20 protein-coding genes and 1 tRNA gene are annotated in these 18877 nt (G+C 63.8%); 12 read left to right on the top strand and 9 right to left on the bottom strand.

Annotation, left to right across the window (positions count from 1 at the left end; genetic code table 11):
• Positions 1-95 precede the first annotated feature (95 nt).
• A complete protein-coding gene (locus LRP30_RS19430; protein WP_249761392.1) occupies positions 96-3506 on the bottom strand; it encodes an adenylate/guanylate cyclase domain-containing protein in 3411 nt (1136 codons plus the stop codon).
• A 463-nt stretch (positions 3507-3969) separates the two neighbouring features.
• On the opposite strand from LRP30_RS19430, the gene LRP30_RS19425 reads away from it, so the two are divergent.
• The 5 genes from LRP30_RS19425 to LRP30_RS19405 all read left to right on the top strand — a co-directional run bounded on the left by LRP30_RS19425 (position 3970) and on the right by LRP30_RS19405 (position 7298).
• The gene (locus LRP30_RS19425) at positions 3970-4161 is read left to right on the top strand and encodes a hypothetical protein (RefSeq protein WP_249761391.1); all 192 of its coding nucleotides are present in this window, start codon (positions 3970-3972) and stop codon (positions 4159-4161) included.
• A 56-nt stretch (positions 4162-4217) separates the two neighbouring features.
• Positions 4218-4586 (top strand): VOC family protein, encoded by a 369-nt coding sequence (locus LRP30_RS19420; protein WP_027576603.1) that lies wholly within the window; start codon positions 4218-4220, stop codon positions 4584-4586.
• 422 nt (positions 4587-5008) lie between these two features.
• Complete coding sequence (locus tag LRP30_RS19415) at positions 5009-5179, top strand: hypothetical protein (protein WP_249761390.1); 171 nt, start codon at positions 5009-5011, stop codon at positions 5177-5179.
• A gap of 644 nt (positions 5180-5823) precedes the next feature.
• Positions 5824-6276: a VOC family protein gene (locus LRP30_RS19410; RefSeq protein WP_249761389.1), complete on the top strand. Its 453-nt coding sequence runs from the start codon at positions 5824-5826 to the stop codon at positions 6274-6276.
• Between the two features lie 383 nt (positions 6277-6659).
• Complete coding sequence (locus LRP30_RS19405; RefSeq protein ID WP_128942212.1) at positions 6660-7298, top strand: glutathione S-transferase; 639 nt, start codon at positions 6660-6662, stop codon at positions 7296-7298.
• A gap of 229 nt (positions 7299-7527) precedes the next feature.
• Here the strand turns inward: LRP30_RS19405 and LRP30_RS19400 are convergent, their stop codons facing one another.
• From LRP30_RS19400 to LRP30_RS19390, 3 genes are read right to left on the bottom strand one after another with little or no spacing between them, the layout of a single operon-like run.
• A complete protein-coding gene (locus LRP30_RS19400) occupies positions 7528-7695 on the bottom strand; it encodes a hypothetical protein (RefSeq protein WP_091887849.1) in 168 nt (55 codons plus the stop codon).
• A 5-nt stretch (positions 7696-7700) separates the two neighbouring features.
• Positions 7701-7958, bottom strand: coding sequence for a hypothetical protein (locus tag LRP30_RS19395; protein WP_249761789.1), 258 nt, complete (start codon positions 7956-7958; stop codon positions 7701-7703).
• Positions 7959-8013: 55 nt separating this feature from the next.
• Positions 8014-8268, bottom strand: coding sequence for a PilZ domain-containing protein (locus LRP30_RS19390; protein ID WP_091887851.1), 255 nt, complete (start codon positions 8266-8268; stop codon positions 8014-8016).
• Between the two features lie 223 nt (positions 8269-8491).
• On the opposite strand from LRP30_RS19390, the gene LRP30_RS19385 reads away from it, so the two are divergent.
• Positions 8492-8566, top strand: a tRNA-Glu gene (locus LRP30_RS19385).
• 62 nt (positions 8567-8628) lie between these two features.
• On the opposite strand, the gene LRP30_RS19380 is transcribed toward LRP30_RS19385, so the two are convergent.
• A complete protein-coding gene (locus tag LRP30_RS19380) occupies positions 8629-9816 on the bottom strand; it encodes a 6-phosphofructokinase (protein ID WP_128942215.1) in 1188 nt (395 codons plus the stop codon).
• A gap of 51 nt (positions 9817-9867) precedes the next feature.
• Complete coding sequence (locus tag LRP30_RS19375) at positions 9868-11013, bottom strand: fructose-1,6-bisphosphatase (RefSeq protein WP_091887857.1); 1146 nt, start codon at positions 11011-11013, stop codon at positions 9868-9870.
• Between the two features lie 311 nt (positions 11014-11324).
• Between LRP30_RS19375 and LRP30_RS19370 the strand changes: the two genes are divergently transcribed.
• The 5 genes from LRP30_RS19370 to LRP30_RS19350 all read left to right on the top strand — a co-directional run bounded on the left by LRP30_RS19370 (position 11325) and on the right by LRP30_RS19350 (position 15623).
• Complete coding sequence (locus LRP30_RS19370) at positions 11325-11951, top strand: PilZ domain-containing protein (RefSeq protein ID WP_128943491.1); 627 nt, start codon at positions 11325-11327, stop codon at positions 11949-11951.
• A 100-nt stretch (positions 11952-12051) separates the two neighbouring features.
• The gene (locus tag LRP30_RS19365; RefSeq protein ID WP_164939144.1) at positions 12052-12306 is read left to right on the top strand and encodes a hypothetical protein; all 255 of its coding nucleotides are present in this window, start codon (positions 12052-12054) and stop codon (positions 12304-12306) included.
• Between the two features lie 305 nt (positions 12307-12611).
• Entirely contained in the window at positions 12612-13652 is a 1041-nt protein-coding gene (locus tag LRP30_RS19360) for a PrsW family glutamic-type intramembrane protease (RefSeq protein WP_128934041.1), read from the top strand.
• A 70-nt stretch (positions 13653-13722) separates the two neighbouring features.
• Positions 13723-14301, top strand: a complete 579-nt coding sequence (locus tag LRP30_RS19355) for an HdeD family acid-resistance protein (protein WP_128934042.1) — start codon at positions 13723-13725, stop codon at positions 14299-14301.
• A gap of 236 nt (positions 14302-14537) precedes the next feature.
• Positions 14538-15623: a 3-deoxy-7-phosphoheptulonate synthase gene (locus tag LRP30_RS19350; protein ID WP_128942218.1), complete on the top strand. Its 1086-nt coding sequence runs from the start codon at positions 14538-14540 to the stop codon at positions 15621-15623.
• Positions 15624-15688: 65 nt separating this feature from the next.
• Here LRP30_RS19350 and LRP30_RS19345 read toward each other — a convergent pair whose 3' ends face one another.
• Genes LRP30_RS19345 through epmA form a run of 3 tightly spaced genes read right to left on the bottom strand, consistent with a single transcriptional unit; the run spans position 15689 to position 18141 of the window.
• Positions 15689-15943 (bottom strand): hypothetical protein, encoded by a 255-nt coding sequence (locus tag LRP30_RS19345; RefSeq protein WP_128934044.1) that lies wholly within the window; start codon positions 15941-15943, stop codon positions 15689-15691.
• A gap of 42 nt (positions 15944-15985) precedes the next feature.
• Positions 15986-17080, bottom strand: coding sequence for a lysine-2,3-aminomutase-like protein (locus tag LRP30_RS19340; protein WP_249761388.1), 1095 nt, complete (start codon positions 17078-17080; stop codon positions 15986-15988).
• Entirely contained in the window at positions 17077-18141 is a 1065-nt protein-coding gene (epmA, locus tag LRP30_RS19335) for an EF-P lysine aminoacylase EpmA (RefSeq protein WP_249761387.1), read from the bottom strand. The genes LRP30_RS19340 and epmA overlap by 4 nt, the downstream gene beginning before the upstream one ends.
• A 162-nt stretch (positions 18142-18303) precedes the next feature.
• Between epmA and efp the strand changes: the two genes are divergently transcribed.
• On the top strand, positions 18304-18870 hold the full coding sequence (gene efp / locus LRP30_RS19330) for an elongation factor P (protein WP_028177546.1): 567 nt from the start codon (positions 18304-18306) through the stop codon (positions 18868-18870).
• The last annotated feature ends 7 nt before the right edge of the window (positions 18871-18877 follow it).

Raw genomic sequence — 18877 nt, 5'->3', positions numbered from 1 at the left:
CCGAAATTCTGGCTGAGGTTGGGTGGGGCCAGGCGATCTACTAGGACGCGGTCTCCCGCGCGGCCGACTTGGGAGCTGCGATGCTCGTTGCAGAATCAACTGCTGGGACCTGGGATCGGCTTCTTCTCGGAGCTGACAATGATCTCTTGAAGTACTGCTCTAGCAGCCCGAAGATCTAGTGTCTCAAAGCCCTCAGCGAACTGGCCATAGAGCGGACTGAGCAGGTCGTGAGCTTCGCTGCGCCGGCGCTGTTCTATCCAAAGTCGCGCGAGCGATGTCGCTGCGCGCAGTTCCCAGAGCTTGGCGCCTTGCCGGCGCGCGGTTGCAGCGGCATGGCAGAGCCGTGCTTCCGCGGCGATCGGATCGGGCCTCGGCAGCCTCAGCATCAGCTCGCCCATCATCCGATGGAGTTCGGCCTCGAACCACCGCTCGCCGGTTTCTTCCACGCGGTCGAGCGCCTTTGCAATCAAATCCAAGCCTTCCTCCACTGCGCCGGAGCGGCCAAGCGCCTCGGCCTGGAGGCCGAGGAAATGCGGTTCATAGACATTTGCCCCGGTGGCACGCCAAGCCGGCAAGCCCTGCCGAAGCTGCGCCAGCCCTGTCTCTAACTCACCTGACTCGGTCAGAGCCCATCCACGGATCACGATGGCAGGCGCGAGGAAATGCGGAAAACCCTGCTCGGTCGAGAGCTCAACCAGTGCCTCGGCTCGATTCCGGGCTTCGGGCCCCGCCCGGCGGTACTGCTCGAAGAGACACGCGAACAGGAGAGCGTACGCCAGCGTGTTGAGGTGATTGAGATCGTTGGCGGCATCGAGCGCTTCGCGGCTCCGTGCCAAGGCCTGTTCCGGATAGCCCAGCGCCAACAACGTCCATGACAGCGCCGACAGCGCCGCCACCCGAGGATCCTGCACGTAGAAAAAGGCGAGCGAGCGATGCCGCTCTGGGTCGTAGAGCGCGAGCGTCCGCTCCAGATGGAGGCGGGCAGCGGCGATCTCGCCGCGCCACAGGGCACCGGTCCCGCTGACGCGGTGAGCAACTATGGTTGCGGAAGTTTCCTGATGATTCTGCGCCCGGCGCAAAAACTCGTCTGCCACCTCGCGCGCCGCGTTGTGCTCGGCGCGCACGCCGTGAAACACCCATTGACCATAGAGCACGGGCCAGAGCTGGGCGGTGGCTCCGATCTGCTCGCAGAGCTCGCGGGCACGGGCGTTGGCCCGTCCAGCTTCCGGCGACGCCCAGCCTTGCGTGGCCATCAGCGCGACGCCCAACGCAACCTGCAGGTCAAGTTCGCGCCGCCTTCGATCGGCCTCGGGCAACCCCGCGACAAGATTCAATCCGTTCCGTAACTGCGCAAGCGCTTCAGCCATAGCCGATCGGGCGATGGCTCGTTGTCCCGCCTTCAACCAATACTCGGTCGCCGGCTCGGTCAGTCCTCCCTCCGTGTAGTGGTGGGCCACAAGTTCGGGCTGCGCCTGCATAGTCTCCGGAAAATGCTGCTCGATCGCGGCGGCGATGCGGGCGTGCAGGCGCTGTCGCTTGACGCGCACCAGGGTCGCATAGGCGGCGTCCTGCACGAGCGCATGCTTGAAGCTGTAGGTTGCCTGCGGCGGCGTCCCGCGCCGGAACACGAGGCCCGAATCGACGAGGTCATCCAACCCCGCCTGCAGGTCGCTCTCCGGCAACTGCGCCGTCCTCGCGAGCAGTTCATAAGAGAATTCCCGCCCGATCGCGGCCGCGACCTGCGCCACCTCACGGGCGGGGGCCAGCCGGTCAAGCCGGGCCAACAGCGATTCCTGGAGTGTGGTTGGGATTGCCATGGGCGGCAGCGGCCCCGCGAGCGCGTAATGGTCGCCCTCATCGCGCAGCAGATTGGTCTCCAGCACAGTCCGCGTCAGCTCCTCGACGAACAGCGGCACGCCGTCGGTCTTCGCGACGATCTGGTCGAGCACCGCAGGCGGCAGCGCCTTGCCGCCGCTCAGCCGCGCGACCATTGCCGCGCCCTGCCGGCGGCTCAACCGGCTGAGGGTCAGCGGGGTCACATGGGCATAGCGCGTCCAGCGCCGCACGAACTCGGGCCGGAAGGTGATGAGGACGAGCACGGGGGCGCCTTGCACCCGGTCGACCAGCAGATCGAGCAGCTCGAGCGAGGTCGGATCTGCCCAGTGCACATCCTCAAACAAGGCGAGGACGGGCCGGCGCGTCGCAAGCCCCAGGACCTGATCGACCAACGCCTCGAGCGTCCGCTCCTTCTGCCGATGCGGGCTCATGTCGAGCGGCGGGTAGCGCGCATCCGTCTCGAGCGACAGCAATGCCGCGAGCAGCGGAGCCACCGCGGCGACATGTTCGGTCGATAGCGCGAGCAGCGCCTCGAGCTTGTCGAGCCGCGTTGCAGCGGGATCGTCCGCAGCAAAGCCCGCCGCCCGCTCCAGATGCCCGATCACAGGATAGAGCGGGCTGGTCTGATGGTGCGGTGAGCAGTAGTGGCTCAGGGCCGTATGCGGCTCATTCTCAAGTCGCCCGCGCAGCGCCCGCAGAAGGCGCGACTTGCCGATGCCAGGCTCGCCCCCGAGCAGAACCACCTGGCCATCTCCCTCCTTGGCCCGCTCCCAGTGCTCGAGCAACAGGCCGATCTCATGGTCGCGACCGACCAGCGGCGTCAGGCCAGCCCCGTGCAACGCCTCGAACCGGCTCTCGGCGGCGCCTTCCCCGACCACGCGCCAGGGCCGCACCGGAACGGGAAAGCCTTTCAAGATCTGCATGCCGAGCTCGGTAAGCTCGAACAGTCCGCCGATGAGCTCCCGGGTGCGGGCGGAAATCACCACAGTGCCGGGCGCGGCCATTGTCTGCAGGCGCGCGGCGAGGTTCGGCGTGTCACCGACCACGGTCTCCTCGCGCGCCGCACCTTCGCCGATCAACTCGCCGACAACCACCGGACCGGTCGCAATGCCCACACGGGCCGCCAGCGTGTCGCCATCCGCCGATGCCAGGCTGTGTACCGCCGCGACAGCCGCGAGGCCGGCGCGCACCGCGCGTTCGGCCTCATCCTCATGGGCGCGCGGATAGCCGAAATAGGCCAGCACGCCATCGCCCATGTACTTCGCCACGTGCCCTTCGAACCGCGCGATCGCGCCCGCCACTGCACTCTGATAGGACCGCAGGACTTGCGCCATTTCCTCCGGATCGAGCCGCGCCGCGAGCGCGGTCGAGTCGACCAGGTCGACAAACATCACGGTGAGCTGGCGGCGCTCAGCCTCCGGTGCAAGCGCAGCGCTGCCGGAGGTGACGGTGGGTACGGCCGTAACAGGGGTGGTTGCCGACATTGAGCCGGCGCGCAGTGCAGCAATGGCGGCAAGCAGCTTGCGGCGATGGCCGATCGAGACGATCCCGAGCCCGACCAGATCCTCGGCCGTGAGGTGCATGAGGACCCCGGCATCGATGTCGTTCTCCCGGAACGCCTGTTCGTACTGTCCCAGCCCCAGACCACATAGCCAGGTCCCGATGTCCATGGGCTCCTCCCGGCTTTGGTATTCAGCGCTAAGGTGCTCCAGTCTATCTCAAGATGGCGTGCGCCGGGCGCGGTGAAACGTCACGAGTTGAGCACGGAGGAAGGGCAGAATTTCGGTGACAGTGCATCAAATTCATTCGCCAGACGCCCTGCGCCCCCGCGCCTTCGATCAACGCTAGCGGCGCCTGAATTGAGTGCACTGTCACCGTAACTCCGTAACTCCAGCTGCCGCTGTTTCCACGCCCTAACGTCGGCTTGCGGGGTTGCGAACGGGCCCAGGACGAATATGGCGGCGACGTCCCCATGTGACCTCCAGCAGACGTTCGCTGGGTCGACTTTTGTTCTGGCGTCGCGCCGGTTCCGGGTGCACACTGGTTCTATCACCGCACGGCGCTGTGCTTTGATCGGTGATGAGAACGCCGGTTTGCGCTCCCTCCCAATTCACGCAGGGAAAGGAGAGTGCCATGGGAAGACACTCACAATCCCACATTGACGACAACCTGAACGCGGAACGTGCCCGCATCATAGCGGAACTGGAAAATACGCAGCCAGGACCACAGCGTGATCTTCTAGAAAGCAAAATGCGCCAGCTCGAAACCGCTTCTCATATAGATGAATGGCTGACGTCGTCGGGTCTGCAACCCCCCGAGGAATAAGGCCGTCTCAGGCCGACCGAGCGCGTAGGGGTCAGCAGATAGCGAGAGGTCTTTCGATGACTATCACCCTCAACCACACCATCGTCCCTGCCCGCGACAAGAGGGCAGCGGCGCAATTTTTTGCACGCATTTTTGGCCTCCATGCCGATCCGAAAGACGGCCATTTCGCGCCCGTACGTATCAACGACACGCTCACGCTCCTCTTCGACGACGACGAGGCGTTCGAGAGCCACCACTACGCCTTCCACGTCAGCGATGCCGAGTTCGATGCCATCTTCGGCCGCATTCGCGAGGCGAATCTCGCCTATGGCAGCGCACCCTGGAGCCTCGACGACGGTAAGCTCAACGACTGGAACGGCGGCCGCGGCGTCTATTTTCGCGACCCTGACGGCCACGTGCTAGAACTCATGACCGTACCGCAGTGAGCCGCTACAGCGACGAGGCGATCGAGGAAATTGTCGTTGTGTCGTGTGTGAGATCATCTGGTATTACGGCGACTGTGCACAAATTCATTCGCCAGATGTCCTGCTCCCCGCGCCTTCGATCGACGCTAGCGGCGCCTGTCAATTGAGTGCACCGTCACCGTACTTCCGAGGGGTTGACATTGAGGTCAACAAAAAACTCCGAGATACGGCGCAAGAGCGAGACTTTGGTGAGCCGGCAGAGCTCGTAGGATGGGTAGAGCGAAGCGAAACCCATCGAGGGCCTCGTTGCCTGACGAAACATGATGGGTTTCGCAAGTGCTCTACCCATCCTACGAGCTGCGAGTCCGGCCGCTAGAGTATCGGGTCTATCCGCAAGAGGAACACCCAAGAACCAATTGCGTTTACGCGCGGAGGGCTTTGGAATGAAGCCGACGAAACAGATCAAGCAGCAGGCCCTGGTAGCCGAGCGGGCGGCTCGGGAAACCGCAGACGAGTTCGTGTCGCGGCAGTTGAAGGCGTTGGCCTCAGGCTTCAGGGCCCAAGCAAAGGTCATCAAGAAGAAAAAGAAGAAGGGGCCTAGCCGCCCCGCCTGAGGCGCTATTGAAGACCCCGTCCACCCGATGGCTGGGTCAGGTCAGTGGCTCTCCAATAGACACTGGCAACAACAGGCACCGTCGGGGTCTCGACGCAGCGTCCCATAGGAACAGGTCGACAAGTCGGAATCGATTGATCAAGCGGTGCCGGCATGCTCCTTCTGCATGTTGGCACTGAAAGCCCCGTGGCGTCGTCGCTGCGGGGCTTTCCTTGAGGAGGCCGTCATGAGGATCGCGCAGGCGATGAGCCCGCACCTCTGGTGCTTTTCGGCATGGCCGTTCTCCCTGTCATCGCGGTGCTGGCGTGGTTCGCGTTCTGACTTCAATTGACGATATTCCGAGGCGCACTTCGGCTCGGCAGGGCCACTTAAACCCCTTTGCCTTTCCTGTTGAGCTAAGAGCGCCGGCACGCGGAGTCGAGCTGACTTAGTCTCTCAATGTTGCGAGTTCGTCCATGGAAAGGGGAATCGATTTGTATGGCCTCCTGAGATGAGGAAGCACTCACGCAATCGAGAGCGCAAAGGGCAGGTGGCACGCAATTGTCACGCGAACCCCTGCACCATGTTTGAATTTGCTGCTATTTAATGCCCGTCGTGTCGAAACGGGCGGAAACTTCCTACAACGTTCTGAGAAGGATAAGAAACATGCGATACCTCCACACCATGCTGCGCGTGCGCAATCTCGATGTCGCGCTGAAGTTTTACCAGGATGCGCTGGGCTTGAAGGAGGTGCGGCGGATCGAGAATGACAAGGGGCGCTTCACGCTGGTGTTCCTGTGCTCGGCCGATGATCTCGAGGCGCTGAAGAAGCAGCCGCAAACGCGCGGCGCGCCGCTGGTCGAGCTCACCTATAATTGGGACGAGGAGAAATACGGCGAGGATCGCTTCTTCGGCCATCTTGCCTATGAGGTCGACGACATCTACGCCACCTGCGAGAAGCTGATGAAGGCCGGCGTCACCATCAACCGGCCGCCGCGCGACGGCAACATGGCCTTCGTCCGCTCGCCCGACCTGCACTCGATCGAGCTGTTGCAGAAGGGCGAGCCGAAGCCGCCGCAGGAGCCCTGGTCGTCGATGCCGAATACCGGCCACTGGTAAGGCGCTCGGCAGGAACAAGGCCCCTCGCCGGCCGTTCTCTTCGCAACGAAGCCGATTGGAGGAGGATGCGATGGCGAGAGGGCTGTTGCTGTGGCTGCTTGGCGTGCCGATCCCGGTGATCATTCTGTTGTGGCTGTTCTTCGGCCGCTGAGCGTCGCGTTGAATTTGCAATGAAGGCTCCGCCCCGGGCGGAGCTTTTTGCATGAGGGGCTCGGCACAATCGCGCATCGCTCGATGAGGCGAATTCCGCTATCAACCGCGCGAGGTGGACTTGTAGCCCGGATGGAGCGCAGCGTAATCCGGGACCGCCGCGGTCGAAGCCCCCGGATTGCGCTTCGCTCCATCCGGGCTACGACACCGAAGAACGCCGCGGGAGACGCCTCATGCCTGACACCAAGCTGACGATCTGGGGCCGCGCCAACTCGGTCAACGTGCAGAAGGTGCTGTGGTGCCTCACCGAGCTCGGCCTGGCTTACGAGCGCATCGACGCCGGCATGCAATACGGCAAGACCCGCGAGGCCGAGTATCTGGCGATGAATCCCAACGCGCGGATCCCGACGCTGGTCGAGGGCGAGTTCGTGCTGTGGGAATCCAATTCGATCATGCGCTATCTCTGCCTCGCGCATGGGCGCGGCACGCCGATCTACCCCGAGGCGCCGAAGCAGCGTGCCAGCGTCGACCGCTGGCTCGACTGGACGCTGTCGACAGTGCAGCCCGTCGATCGCCCGGTGTTCTGGGGCATCGTGCGCACCGCGCCCGCCGAGCGCGACATGCTGCAGGTGCAGCGCGATGCCGATGCCGCCGCCGAGGTCTGGGCCATCGCCGACCGCCTGCTCTCGTCGCGCCGCTTCATCGACGGCGATGCGTTCACGCTCGCCGACATCGCGGTCGGCTCCTATGCGCGGCGCTGGCTCGGCGTCGAAGGCATCAGCCGGCCGGCGCAGCCGCACCTCACGCGCTGGCTCGCCGAGCTCGGCAAACGGGTAGGATTTGCACAATTCGTCGCACCGCCGATGTCGTGACCGCTGGCGCGGCGTAAGTCGCGATGATCGCGGGAGGAATCGCCGTTGTGGCGCAACCGTCCGGCGTCATGGCGGCGCTTGACGGCTACTGTGCATGGGGTTGTTTTCGCATATTTTGTTGTGGTGCTAGAGCGTTTTCGAGCGAAGTGGATACCGGTTCGCGTGAAGAAAACGCGTCAAAGCAAGAATCCAGAGCTTCGGTTCTGATTCAATCAGAACCGATAATGCTCTAGAGCCACCCGCGCTCGACCAGGAGCACGCAGATGATCAGCGCCAGCGTCACCGCTGCGGTAGCGAGCCGCGCGGTCCAGCTCAGGCCGCGGCCGACCCACAACAACAGCGCGCCATACATCAGCACGGGGATGAGGATGTCGAGCCGCAACAGGTCCGGCGCCATGGCCCTCAGCGCCGGATGCTGGTGTCGATGCTGACCGAGCCGCCGATCTTGACGCAGGTCCCGGTGCCCTCGACCATGACGAAGCGCGGGCCATAGGAGGCGCAGGAGCCTGCCTTCGCCGTGCCGGCCGTGCCCTTCAGCGGCAGCGTCTTGCCGGTCTCCTTGCCCGCTTGCGGCCGTTCGGCGGGCGCCAGGCGCAGGCTCTCAGCCGCGGTCGCGGAGGTGGCCAGCAACGAGATCAGGATGAGGAGCGGCGTGCGCATGGCCGCCTTGTAGCCCGGACCGGCCGCGCGCGCCATCCGGGTCGGCACCGCGATGTCAGAGGAACTTGATGCCAGCCGACTTGCCGCGGCGCCAGACCACCTGGCAGCTCCGCCCGGTGCGCGCATCGCGAGCGAAAGCCATCCGGATCACGCCAGGAAGCTGGCTCGCATCCTCGTCCATCGTGATCTTCGCGCCCGTCGCCGAGATGTCCTGGACAAGGCAATGCCGCGCCGCGAATCCGCCGTCGAGGGTGATCCAGGCGTGCCGCGACAGCAGCTTGCGCTCTGCGCGCTTCTTGGGCGGTGGCATAGGAAAATCTCCTACTCCAGCGCTACCCAGGGAACCCTAAGAAACCGTTGAATTCGCCCCCGGATGATTCCGGGGCCGACGCTTGTCCACCGCGGGCAAAAGACCGTTCCCGAACGGCTTGCCCGGGAGCGCAAAGGCCACTATACGTTCGCCGCTGCAAGCCGCCGGGCACTGTTCGGCCGGCCAGCGGCCGTGCCGCGGAAAGCGGCGGGGCCCTGCGTTTGCTCCCTTCGTCTATCGGTTAGGACGCCACCCTTTCACGGTGGAGAGAGCGGTTCGATTCCGCTAGGGAGCGCCACATTTCCAAGATATCTTTGATTTGGTTTCGCTTTTTGCGCGATTGGCAAACCACTATCCCGCTCAAGACGCGCGGTTGAGGAAGATCGGCAGCCCCCGCTTGTTGGAATAGAGAGGACGGTACCGCTCCGTGTTGTATGTACTGGCGACGTCCAGTTTGCGCGGCCCGAGCTTGGCGTCAGGGATAGGCACAAGGTCATAGCGCCCCTCGACCAGCGCTGACATGAGGCCGGACTTGCCTTCCAGAATGGCATCATAGGCCATGTTGCCAAAAGTCAGGGCGACGAGCTTGTCGATGAAGTCAGGATCGCCCGATCGCAGATCGTAAGTGAGATCAGAGACGATGGTCTCCTCGCCGGCGCGCCCCTTGATCTCATCGGCAAGGGCTTCGGCCACGTTCGTCCTTTTGCGGTGACCGTAGGCGTCCGGTTCGCCGTATTCCTGCATCTTGTAGCCCTCCCACTGGGCGCCTTCGCTCAGCACGATCAGCGCGTAGTTGCTTGGGTTGGCGCGTTTCTCCTCGAGCAGCAAACGGATCAGCTTGTCGAGATTGACTTTGTACTCCGGGATCACGCATCGGATCGAGGTCGCGTACGCCGTGTAGAGTGCCGTAAATCCGGCATCGCGGCCAAAGATGCGGAAAATGCCAATTCGCTCGTGTGAGCCGATAGTGGTGCGCTGGCGCTGGACGGCATCGCTGGCGCGGGTGATCGCGGTCGAGAAGCCGATGCAATATTCGGTGTTGCGGACGTCGTTGTCCATCGTCTTCGGGATGGCGATGATCTTCACGCCGAGCCCGCTGAGCTTGTCCGCATAACTTAGCGTGTCGTCACCACCGATGGCGATGAGGTGTTCGATGCCGAGCCCCGATAAGTTCGCCAGTACCCGGCTGGTGACGTCCCAGCTCTTGGTTGCGACGCCGCCCTTGGTACTCTCCGACATTGGAAGGTCTTGGCCAGCCAGATGATCGGGCAGCTTTTTCATCTTGGAGGGATTGGTGCGGCTCGAGTGCAGCACGGTGCCGCCGCGTCGATCGATGATGCGCGTGTTTTCGCGGTTGAGTGGGATGAGGTAGTGGGATTTGCTGGCGGGGTCGTCGAGGTTCAGGTGCGTGAGGGCCTCCCAACCGCGGCGGAGACCGATGACCTCGATGTCGTCCTCGGTCCCGCGATAGGTCACCGTCTTGATGATTGCGTTGAGACCGGGGACGTCGCCGCCGCCGGTGAGAATGCCGATGCGTTTCCTCGTCACGCCCCACCTCCCAGTATGGCATGTCGCAATAGCGCCTGCGTCACACGTTCTCTACGCGGCCGCTTCCGGCTTGCGCTCCTCGCGCAGGCGGAAACGCTTCAGGAGTGCGGATACGGTGTCGCGGAAGCCGCCATACTCCAATTCGGAATAGGGCAGCATTGCAGCGCCGGACCAGCCTTGGCTGCGCATCTCGATTGCCTTGCTTTGCGCGCGCCGGCGTACCTCGTCCCACGCCGGATTGTCGAAGAAATCGGTATAGGACTCGGAAAAGCGGCCTTCCTTGTCGATCGAAAAACCGACGCAGGAAACGATCGGCAGGCAGTACATGCCAGTCACCGGTGTATTGATCGGGACGGGCATCAGCGGCATCACATGCGAGCCGCGCGCATCGCCACCTACGAAGTGTGCCTTGGCGAAGGGAGAGACGATTTCCTCGGGCGCGGGAAAAATTCCCTGGTTCCTGATGATCGCGACCGGATCATCCTTGCCGGTGTACTTGCCTGCGATCGCGTGAAGACGCTGCGCCGACACGGCGGCGGCAACCTCGCCATAGGTTTGAGAAACGATGCGATCAATGCCAAAGCGCTCGTTGTCGCGAAGCAGCGCGGCAATGTGGTAATTGTCCGCGGGCGCGTCGAGTTCGATCACGCTGTCGCCAGCGGTGTGATCCATGTCGATGACATGGAAACGGAAGCCCCTGATCATCGGCGGCAGCATCAGCCCAGCGCAATACATGGGATCGGCGAAGGCGAGGTAGAGCGGCAGGTTGTAGGCGCCGGGGCCGCACTTGTCGGCGGCGAACACCATGAAGGACTCCGCGGGTCTCGGACTCGAGAGGCTGTGGTCGAAGCTAAGCTCGGCGACGCCCGGCCCGGCACCGCGAATGTTTCCTGAAGGTGCATCTGCGAGAAGATCCTGGCCGGCGCCGTAGAGACCGGAAGTCTTCGCAACCGAAGTGGCCGCAAGAAACGCCTTCCAGGCGAATTGATGGATCTCGGAGCTCCCCTCGCCCCGTGTGTGCGTCATGATGATCGCAATGTCGTCGCCGGTGTGGCAGACAAAACCATCGATCAACAGGCCATTGCAGATCGCCTTGGCGACCTCGCCCTCGACGGCCGCCATCATGCGTGTCGACGGCTTCGTATGTCCGCCGACGGAGCCAATGTCAGCCTTGATGACTGAAAGGGTAAGTCTCATGAGCGTTCTCCCCGCGCAAGCTCAACACCTCGGCCTCGGCGCTTGCTGCGCCGGGGCGACGGCGCTGCTCATTCCCGAAAACGAACGCCTAATGTCGGGATTAGGTTCCAGCCCTAGGTCAAATAGCGCTCCGCACTGAGTGCGCGACCTCGCCCTTTTTCGTTGTGAATTTGCGCAGCGACTTATCGCGTAGGCCGGGACCGCGCGTTTACCGGAAATTTACCCCTGCTCCTGAGTGCCGGTATCATTTGCTTAGAATTTGACTGCTACCGTGGAACTACGGAAGCAATCCCCAACATCATTGGCACTTCATGTCCGTCGCAGAGTTCCTCAGGCAACGTGCAGTGGACGTCACCGTGAGCGGCAGCTACTCGCTGCCGCGCTGGTACGATTGCGAGGGCAAGCTCCGCAGCTTCGCCTGCCGGACCAAGCGCGTCTCACCCTTCCGCATGATCGTGGACGTGCCTGTCGTCGGCAAGGTCGGCGAGCGCGTCACCTCCTACTTCGAGGATTTCGGCGAATTCCAGTGCACGATCAGCGCGACGCTGAAGTCGGGCTTCCTGATGGAGCTCGACATGACGCGGGCGCGGCGCGCCTGGATGTCTGAAAAGCTGACCTGGCTCGAGAAGAAGCAGAAGGACGCCAGCGTCCAGGAGCTGCGGCGCGATGCGCGTTTCGTTCCGCAGGTCTCACACACGTTCCTGACGCTCGCCGACGGCAGCACCCATCCGTGCTTCATCATCGACGTCTCCACCGCCGGGGTCGCGATCTCATGCGAGTACGATCCGCCGGTCGGAACCCCGCTTGCAGTCGGCGCCTGCGTCGGCCGCGTGATCCGCAAGTTCGAGCACGGCTTTGCGGTCAAATTCGCCGAGAAGCAGTCCCGGGACGACCTCGTCCGGCTGATTGTCCGCACGCCCTTGCTGCAGTCGGCCTGAGAAAAATCGCTGCCCTATCGCGGCCCCAATGCGGGATCAGCTTATGGCCTGCGCCTCGCGCCTGATGTCATCTTTTGCAGACTTGCGATCGGGGGACCGAATGGCAGTCGACAAGATCACAGTTGATAAGATCACTTGGGACAGGGTCGGCCGGGTCACCGAGCCCGGACGCTACATGTACACATTCGGCTGGCTCACCATCACCGCCGGCGATCTCGAGATCTGGAAGCAATATCCGCAGGCCGCGTTCACGCTGCTGGAGCAACCGGCGGAGCCGGACGCCCCCATCGGCGGGGAATTTCATCTCGGGGCCTTCGATATCGCCCCCGGCGCGCTGCCGTTCAGCACCCACTGAACGCGAGAAACGCCGTTGCCGGGGGCGATGGTCGCCTTCGCGGCCACGCGTGCATGTGAATCGAAGAAACCTCCGCATTCCCTTGATCTGGCTTATCAATCAGTCCAGATGACGGCGCCCGACTGTTGCCATTGGTGACGAACAGGTTCTGTCATGCAATTGATTGCGCACGTCTTTGACGTTCGGCGGCACCCCTATGAACGCCGGCTGTCGCGCTTGTTAAGCGAAGCGACAGCAGGCTCATGACACATGGTCGCATCGGTGGACGTAGATTAGCGGATCAAGGGAACCTATTTTCGGCGCCGATGTACCTGATTGAATCATTACCCACCGTCATCGGAACTGCCGCCATTGCCCCGGCGCTGCTGATGCTGTGGCTCGTTATTGCCGCCGAGGAGCGCCCAGGGCCGCCCGCCCAGGTCTGGACCGCCTTCCTGCTCGGCGCGGCCAGTATTTCGCTGCTGGGCCTCGCCCGCGCCCCCTTCTCTAGGATGATCGCAGCGCCCGCCGACCCCTGGGCCGCGCTCGCCATGCATTCGGTCTTCGGCGTCGCGCTGCCCGAGGAAGCCGTCAAGGTGATCGCCATCGTAGTGGTCTCCTCGACCAAGCGGCGGACTTTCGCCAATCCGATGGACACGGTGGTCTATGGCGCCGCGGTCGGCCTCGGCTTTGCCGCTTATGAGAACCTCGCCTACCTCGTGCAGCATGCCGAGATGTGGCGCTCGCTGGCCGCCCTGCGCAGCGTGCTGACCGTGCCCTTCCATGGCGCGCTCGGCATCATCGCGGGCGCGTACCTCACCATCGCTCGGGCTGGCACGGCGCTGGGCGCCAACCGCCACAATCGCGACTGGGCCCGCCTGTCCAGCCGCCTGCTGATCTTCGCGGGCCCGCTCGCGTTGCATTCGGCGTTCGATTTCCCGCTGCTGACCCTCCAGCGCATGCCGGATCTGGACCCGACGCTCCGGATGTGGCTCGGCGCAGCGAGCCTGTTGATCGGCTTCAGCTCGATCGCCTTCGCCATCCGTCTGGTCCGGCGGGTCGCGCGCCACCATGCGCCCCGGACCGATATTGCGCGGGAGCGGCTCAGCCAGCTGCGCCGGATGTGGGCGCTGCTGCTTGCCGGCGGCGGCATCGGCTTTCTCGGCCTTGCCTTCGTGCTGACCTCGATCCATCACTGGCTGATCAATCCCGAGCGCAATCTGACGCTGGCCCTGATCCCGATCGGCTTCGTCTCGATCCTGCTCGGTCTTGCACTTCTGATTGTCACGACCGCAATCTACATTCTCGGCCGCAACCGCATCCGCACCAGCGCGGAAGGTTTTTCATCGGCGCCCGGCGGCGGTTGAGCCCGCGGGATGGCGAGCGCGCTGCGCGCATACTAGATTGAGCCCAGCCCTCTCGTTCTGGAGCCTGCCGATGACATCGCCCGAGGAGTTTTCACGGATGCAGTCCGCGATGAGCCAGGCAGTCAAGGAGCATTGGAAGGCCTTTCTGTTCGAAGGAATCCTGCTCGCCGTACTCGGCATTGCCGCGCTGATCCTGCCGCCGCTCGCGAGCCTTGCGACGGCGATCTTCCTCGGCTGGATGTTCCTGATCAGCGGCATCGGCGGATTGATCGTGACTTACTGGGCGCGCAGCACGCCCGGCTTCTGGTGGTCGCTGATCTCCGCCGCGCTGGCGGTGCTCGCCGGCGGAATTCTGCTGGCCCGGCCGATCCAGGCGGTGCTGACGCTGACCATCGTGCTCGGTGCCTACTTTCTCGCCGAAGGCGTCGCCACCATCATGTATGCGCTGGAGCACCGCCGCGAGCTGAGCAGCCGCTGGTCGTGGCTCCTGATCGCGGGCTTCGTCGACATCGCGATCTCCTTCATGGTGATCGCCGGCCTCCCGAGCTCGGCGGAATGGGCGATCGGCGTCCTCGTCGGTATCAATCTGCTGTTCGGCGGCGCCACCCTGATCGGCATGGCCCTGGCGGCACGCAAGAGCAACACTTGAGACGCCTCGTCGCGTCTTGTGCCGTTTGGGGGGTGACAACCCGCCAACGGCGCGCTATATGGCCTGCCATGATCACCGTCGCCACCAGCTATTTTTGGTACTTTAGCTACGACAGCTCGCTGGCGGCGGGAGGATCGCGCTCAATCTGACACATTGGAGCAAACGTCCGAACAAGCCGCCAGACCTGGCGGCTTTTTTGTTGGCCGGCAGGTTCTAAACACAGACAGGAGCCCGCCGTGCTGAGCACGACCGACGATCTTCGTATCCGCGAACTGAAAGAGCTGAACACGCCGGAAGAGGTGATGCGGGAAGTCCCGCGCACGCTCACCGCGACGCGTGTGGTGATGGCGGCGCGTAACGCCATCCATGCGATCCTCAACGGCCAGGACGACCGCCTGCTGGTCGTGGTTGGCCCGTGCTCGGTGCATGATCCCAAGGCCGCGCTCGACTACGCCGAGCGCCTCGCACACTTGCGCGAGGACCTCGCCGACCAGCTCGAGATCGTGATGCGGGTCTATTTCGAGAAGCCGCGCACCACGGTCGGCTGGAAGGGCCTGATCAACGATCCCGATCTCGACGGCAGCTTCGACATCAACAAGGGCCTGCGGCTGGCGCGCAACGTGCTGTCGGCGGTGAACAATCTCGGCCTGCCCGCCGGCACCGAATTCCTGGACATGACGACGCCGCAATACATCGCCGACCTCGTGTCATGGGCTGCGATCGGCGCGCGTACGACCGAGAGCCAGATCCATCGCGAGCTGGCGTCGGGACTATCCTGTCCGGTCGGCTTCAAGAACGGCACCGACGGCAACGTGCGGATCGCAGCGGACGCGGTGAAGTCGGCCTCGCATCCGCATCATTTCATGGCGGTGACCAAGCTCGGCCGTTCGGCGATCGCTTCGACCGCGGGCAACGAGGACTGCCACATCATCCTGCGCGGCGGCAGCAAGCCGAACTATGACACGGCAAGCGTCGCGGCCGCTTGTAACGAGCTGACCAAATCGGGCGTCGCGCCGCTCGTGATGGTGGATGCGAGCCACGCCAATTCGAGCAAGAAGCCGGAGAACCAGCCGCTGGTGATGACCGATATTGCCGGCCAGATCTCAGGCGGCGAGAACCGCATCATGGGCGTGATGATCGAGAGCAATCTCGTCGCCGGCCGTCAGGACGTAGTGCCCGGCAAGCCGCTCACCTACGGCCAGAGCATCACCGACGGCTGTATCGACTGGGCGACGACGGCGGCCGTGCTCGAGCAGCTCGCCGATGCGGTCGAGATCCGCCGCAACACTCAGCGCGCAGGGCTGCATGAACGATCGGCGTGACGAGGCGAAGTGTCAGTCGCTTGCTCAGTTCCTCACCTCTCCCCAGCGGGGAGAGGTGAGAGAGATCAGCAGCCGCGGCAGATGCTCTTGATCTTGCGATCGAGCTCAGCGTCTTCCTTGTTCGCGGGAGTGTTCGGATTGCTCAGATTCTTCTCGCTCGGCACGTCGGCCGCGCGCGGCTGGCGGTGACCGACGGGGGCCGGCAACACCGTTCCAGGGGTCGCGCCGCCCGATGTCGATCCCTTGGAGCCGCCGGTCTGTGCAACCGCCCCGCCCCCGAGCAAGACCACGAGCGATGCTGCCACCATGATCTTTTTCATGTCCGCCTCTCCATTCTCAACCGGCGCACGCTCCAACACCGCTCAGGTTTCGGGCGGATAGAGATGAACGTCGCCGCAATAGTCCACGATACGATAGCGCGTTTCGGCTCCCGCTTCACGCGCATCACCTGCGGTATTTTGTGCCACCGACACATAATTCGGTCCGACCGGCGACTTGCCGGCGCCGCCGGGAATATCGATGACATAGTCAGGCTGACACAACCCTGACACCCGCCCGCGCAACTGCCGCATCAACTCCTGTCCCTGCGCTAGCGTCGTTCGCAGATGCGCAGTGCCCGGCGCGAGATCGCCGTGATGCAGGTAATAGGGCTTGATCCGGCATTCGACGAAAGCTCGCATCAAATCCGACAAAGCGGTGACGCTGTCGTTGACACCGCGCAAAAGCACGGACTGGCTCACCATGGGAATGCCCGCGTCGACGAGCCGCGCGCAGGCGGCACGCGCCGTAGTGGTCAGTTCCCGCGCATGGTTGGCATGCAACGCGACCCAGGTGGTCGCTCCGTCGACCTTGAGCGCGGCGACCATCTCGTCGCTGATGCGCGCGGGGTCGGCCACGGGCACGCGGCTGTGAAGACGGATGATCTTGACGTGATCGATCGCGGCCAGATCGGCCATGATCTCGCTCATGCGGCGCGGCGACAGCATCAGGGGATCGCCGCCGGTCAGGATCACCTCCCAGATTTCGCTATGCGCGCGGATGTAGTCGATCGCCGCACGATAGGCGCTGTCCGAGAGTGCGTTCTCCTTGCCGGGCCCGACCATCTCGCGGCGGAAGCAGAAGCGGCAATAGACCGCACAGACGTGAACGAGCTTGAACAGCACGCGATCGGGATAGCGATGCACGATTCCGGGAACCGGCGAGTGAGGATGATCGCCGATCGGGTCGGCGTTTTCGCCCGGCTGCGCGTCCAGCTCGGCTGCGGTCGGAACGAACTGCCGTGCGATGGGATCCTCGGGATCGGCGGTGTCGATCAACTCGACCAGCGCCGGCGTGATCGCCACCGCATAGCGCGCAGCAACGCGTTCGAGCGCCGGCAGCGTCGCTGCGGGCGCCAGACCTTCGGCGACGAGCTCGGCCGACTCGCGCAAGGTGCGTGCAAGATTTGTCGTCCTCATGTCTCACTTAGCGTTTCATTTACAGGCGGTGTCCAGACCACCTGATCAATTCGCGATGCGCCGCTCGCCAGCATGACCAACCGGTCGAAACCGAGCGCGACGCCGCTCGCCTCCGGCATTGCGGCGACTGCGGCCAGAAAGTCCTCGTCCAGAGGATAGGCCTCGCCGTAGCGGCGCTGCTTCTCCGCCATCGATTCCGTGAAGCGCTTGCGCTGCTCCTCGGCGTCGGTGAGTTCGCCAAAACCGTTGGCGAGCTCGACGCCGCAGGCATACACCTCGAACCGCTCGGCGACCCTGGGATCGTCCGCCTTCACCCGTGCCAGCGCCGCCTCTGGAGATGGGTATTCGAACAGAATGGTCAAACGGCCCTGCCCCAGCTGCGGCTCGACATGCTCGACCAGAACCTTACTGAAGATGTCAGACCAGGTGTCATCCTCGGCCACACGGACCTTCCCGCCGGCGGCCACGGCAAGCGCGGCACGGTTACCCTCGCCGCCCGAGATTGTCGACAGCAGGTCGATGCCGGCGAACTGCTCGAAGGCTCCCGCGACAGTCACAAGCTCCGGCTCGGCGAAGGGATCGGCGGTCCGGCCCCGGAACGAAAAGGTCCCTATGCCGCTCACCTGCGCCGCGCGGGCGATGATGACGACGGTATCCGCCATGATCGCGTCATAGGGGGCACCCGCCCGGTACCATTCCAGCATGGTGAATTCGGGTAGATGCAGGTCGCCGCGCTCTCGGTCCCGGAACACCCGGGCAAACTCGAAAATCCGCGTCTCACCCGCCGCCAGCAGCTTCTTGCAGGCGAACTCCGGCGAGGTTCGCAGGTAGCGGCTCGCCCGGCTGCCGTCCGGCCGCATGATCTCGGTCCTGGGGGCGTGCAGATGGGTCTCATTGCCAGGGGAGACTTGGAGCACGGAGGTTTCGACCTCGACGAAGCCCTGCTCGGCGAAAAATCCCCGTAGGGCCCCGGTAATGGCCCCCCTGGCCTGGAGGAACGGCCGCCGGTCGAGGTGCCGCTCGGGCGACCAGAACGGCGAAATCGGCTTGTCCCCAGTCATTAATCGACCGCCCCTCGGAACAGCAAAGTGCTGGCATCCAACGGCAAAATCAGTATGTTGCGGCCCGAAACGGGCGCCGAGGTCTGATTTGAGGCCCCAAGTCCCCCATCGATTTGACCACGTCCTGGCCGGTGCCGGGCCAAGCAAGCAGGAAATACAGCTTTGAGAGTCATCGCCAGTTCTATTCGCAAGGGCAACGTGATCGAGCAAGACGGCAAGCTTTATGTCGTCGTGAGCGCCGAGAACATCCATCCCGGCAAGGGAACCCCGGTCAGCCAGATCGAAATGCGCCGAATCTCGGACGGGGTAAAGATCTCCGAGCGCTACAAGACCACCGACCAGGTCGAAAAGGCCACGATCGAAGAGCGCAACTACACCTACCTCTATGAGGACGGTGACGGCTACCACTTCATGAACCCGGAGACCTACGACCAGGTCCAGGTCTCCAAGGACGTCGTAGGCGACGCCGCTGCGTATCTTCAGGAGAGCATGACGGTCAAGCTGTCCATGCACGACACCAACCCGGTGTCGATCGCGCTGCCGCAGCGCGTGACGCTGGAAGTGGTCGACACCGAGCCCGTGACCAAGGGCCAGACCGCCTCCTCCTCCTACAAGCCTGCGGTGCTCTCCAACGGCGTGCGCACCACCGTGCCGCCGCACATCACGGTCGGCACCCGCGTCGTGGTGATGACCGAAGACGGCTCCTACGCCGAGCGCGCCAAGGACTAACGGGGAA

The sequence above is a fragment of the Bradyrhizobium sp. C-145 genome, from assembly GCF_023375135.1.
Classification (GTDB): domain Bacteria; phylum Pseudomonadota; class Alphaproteobacteria; order Rhizobiales; family Xanthobacteraceae; genus Bradyrhizobium; species Bradyrhizobium zhanjiangense.
The sequence above is the reverse complement of the archived record's forward strand: the minus strand, read 5'-3'. Positions and strand labels throughout refer to the sequence as shown.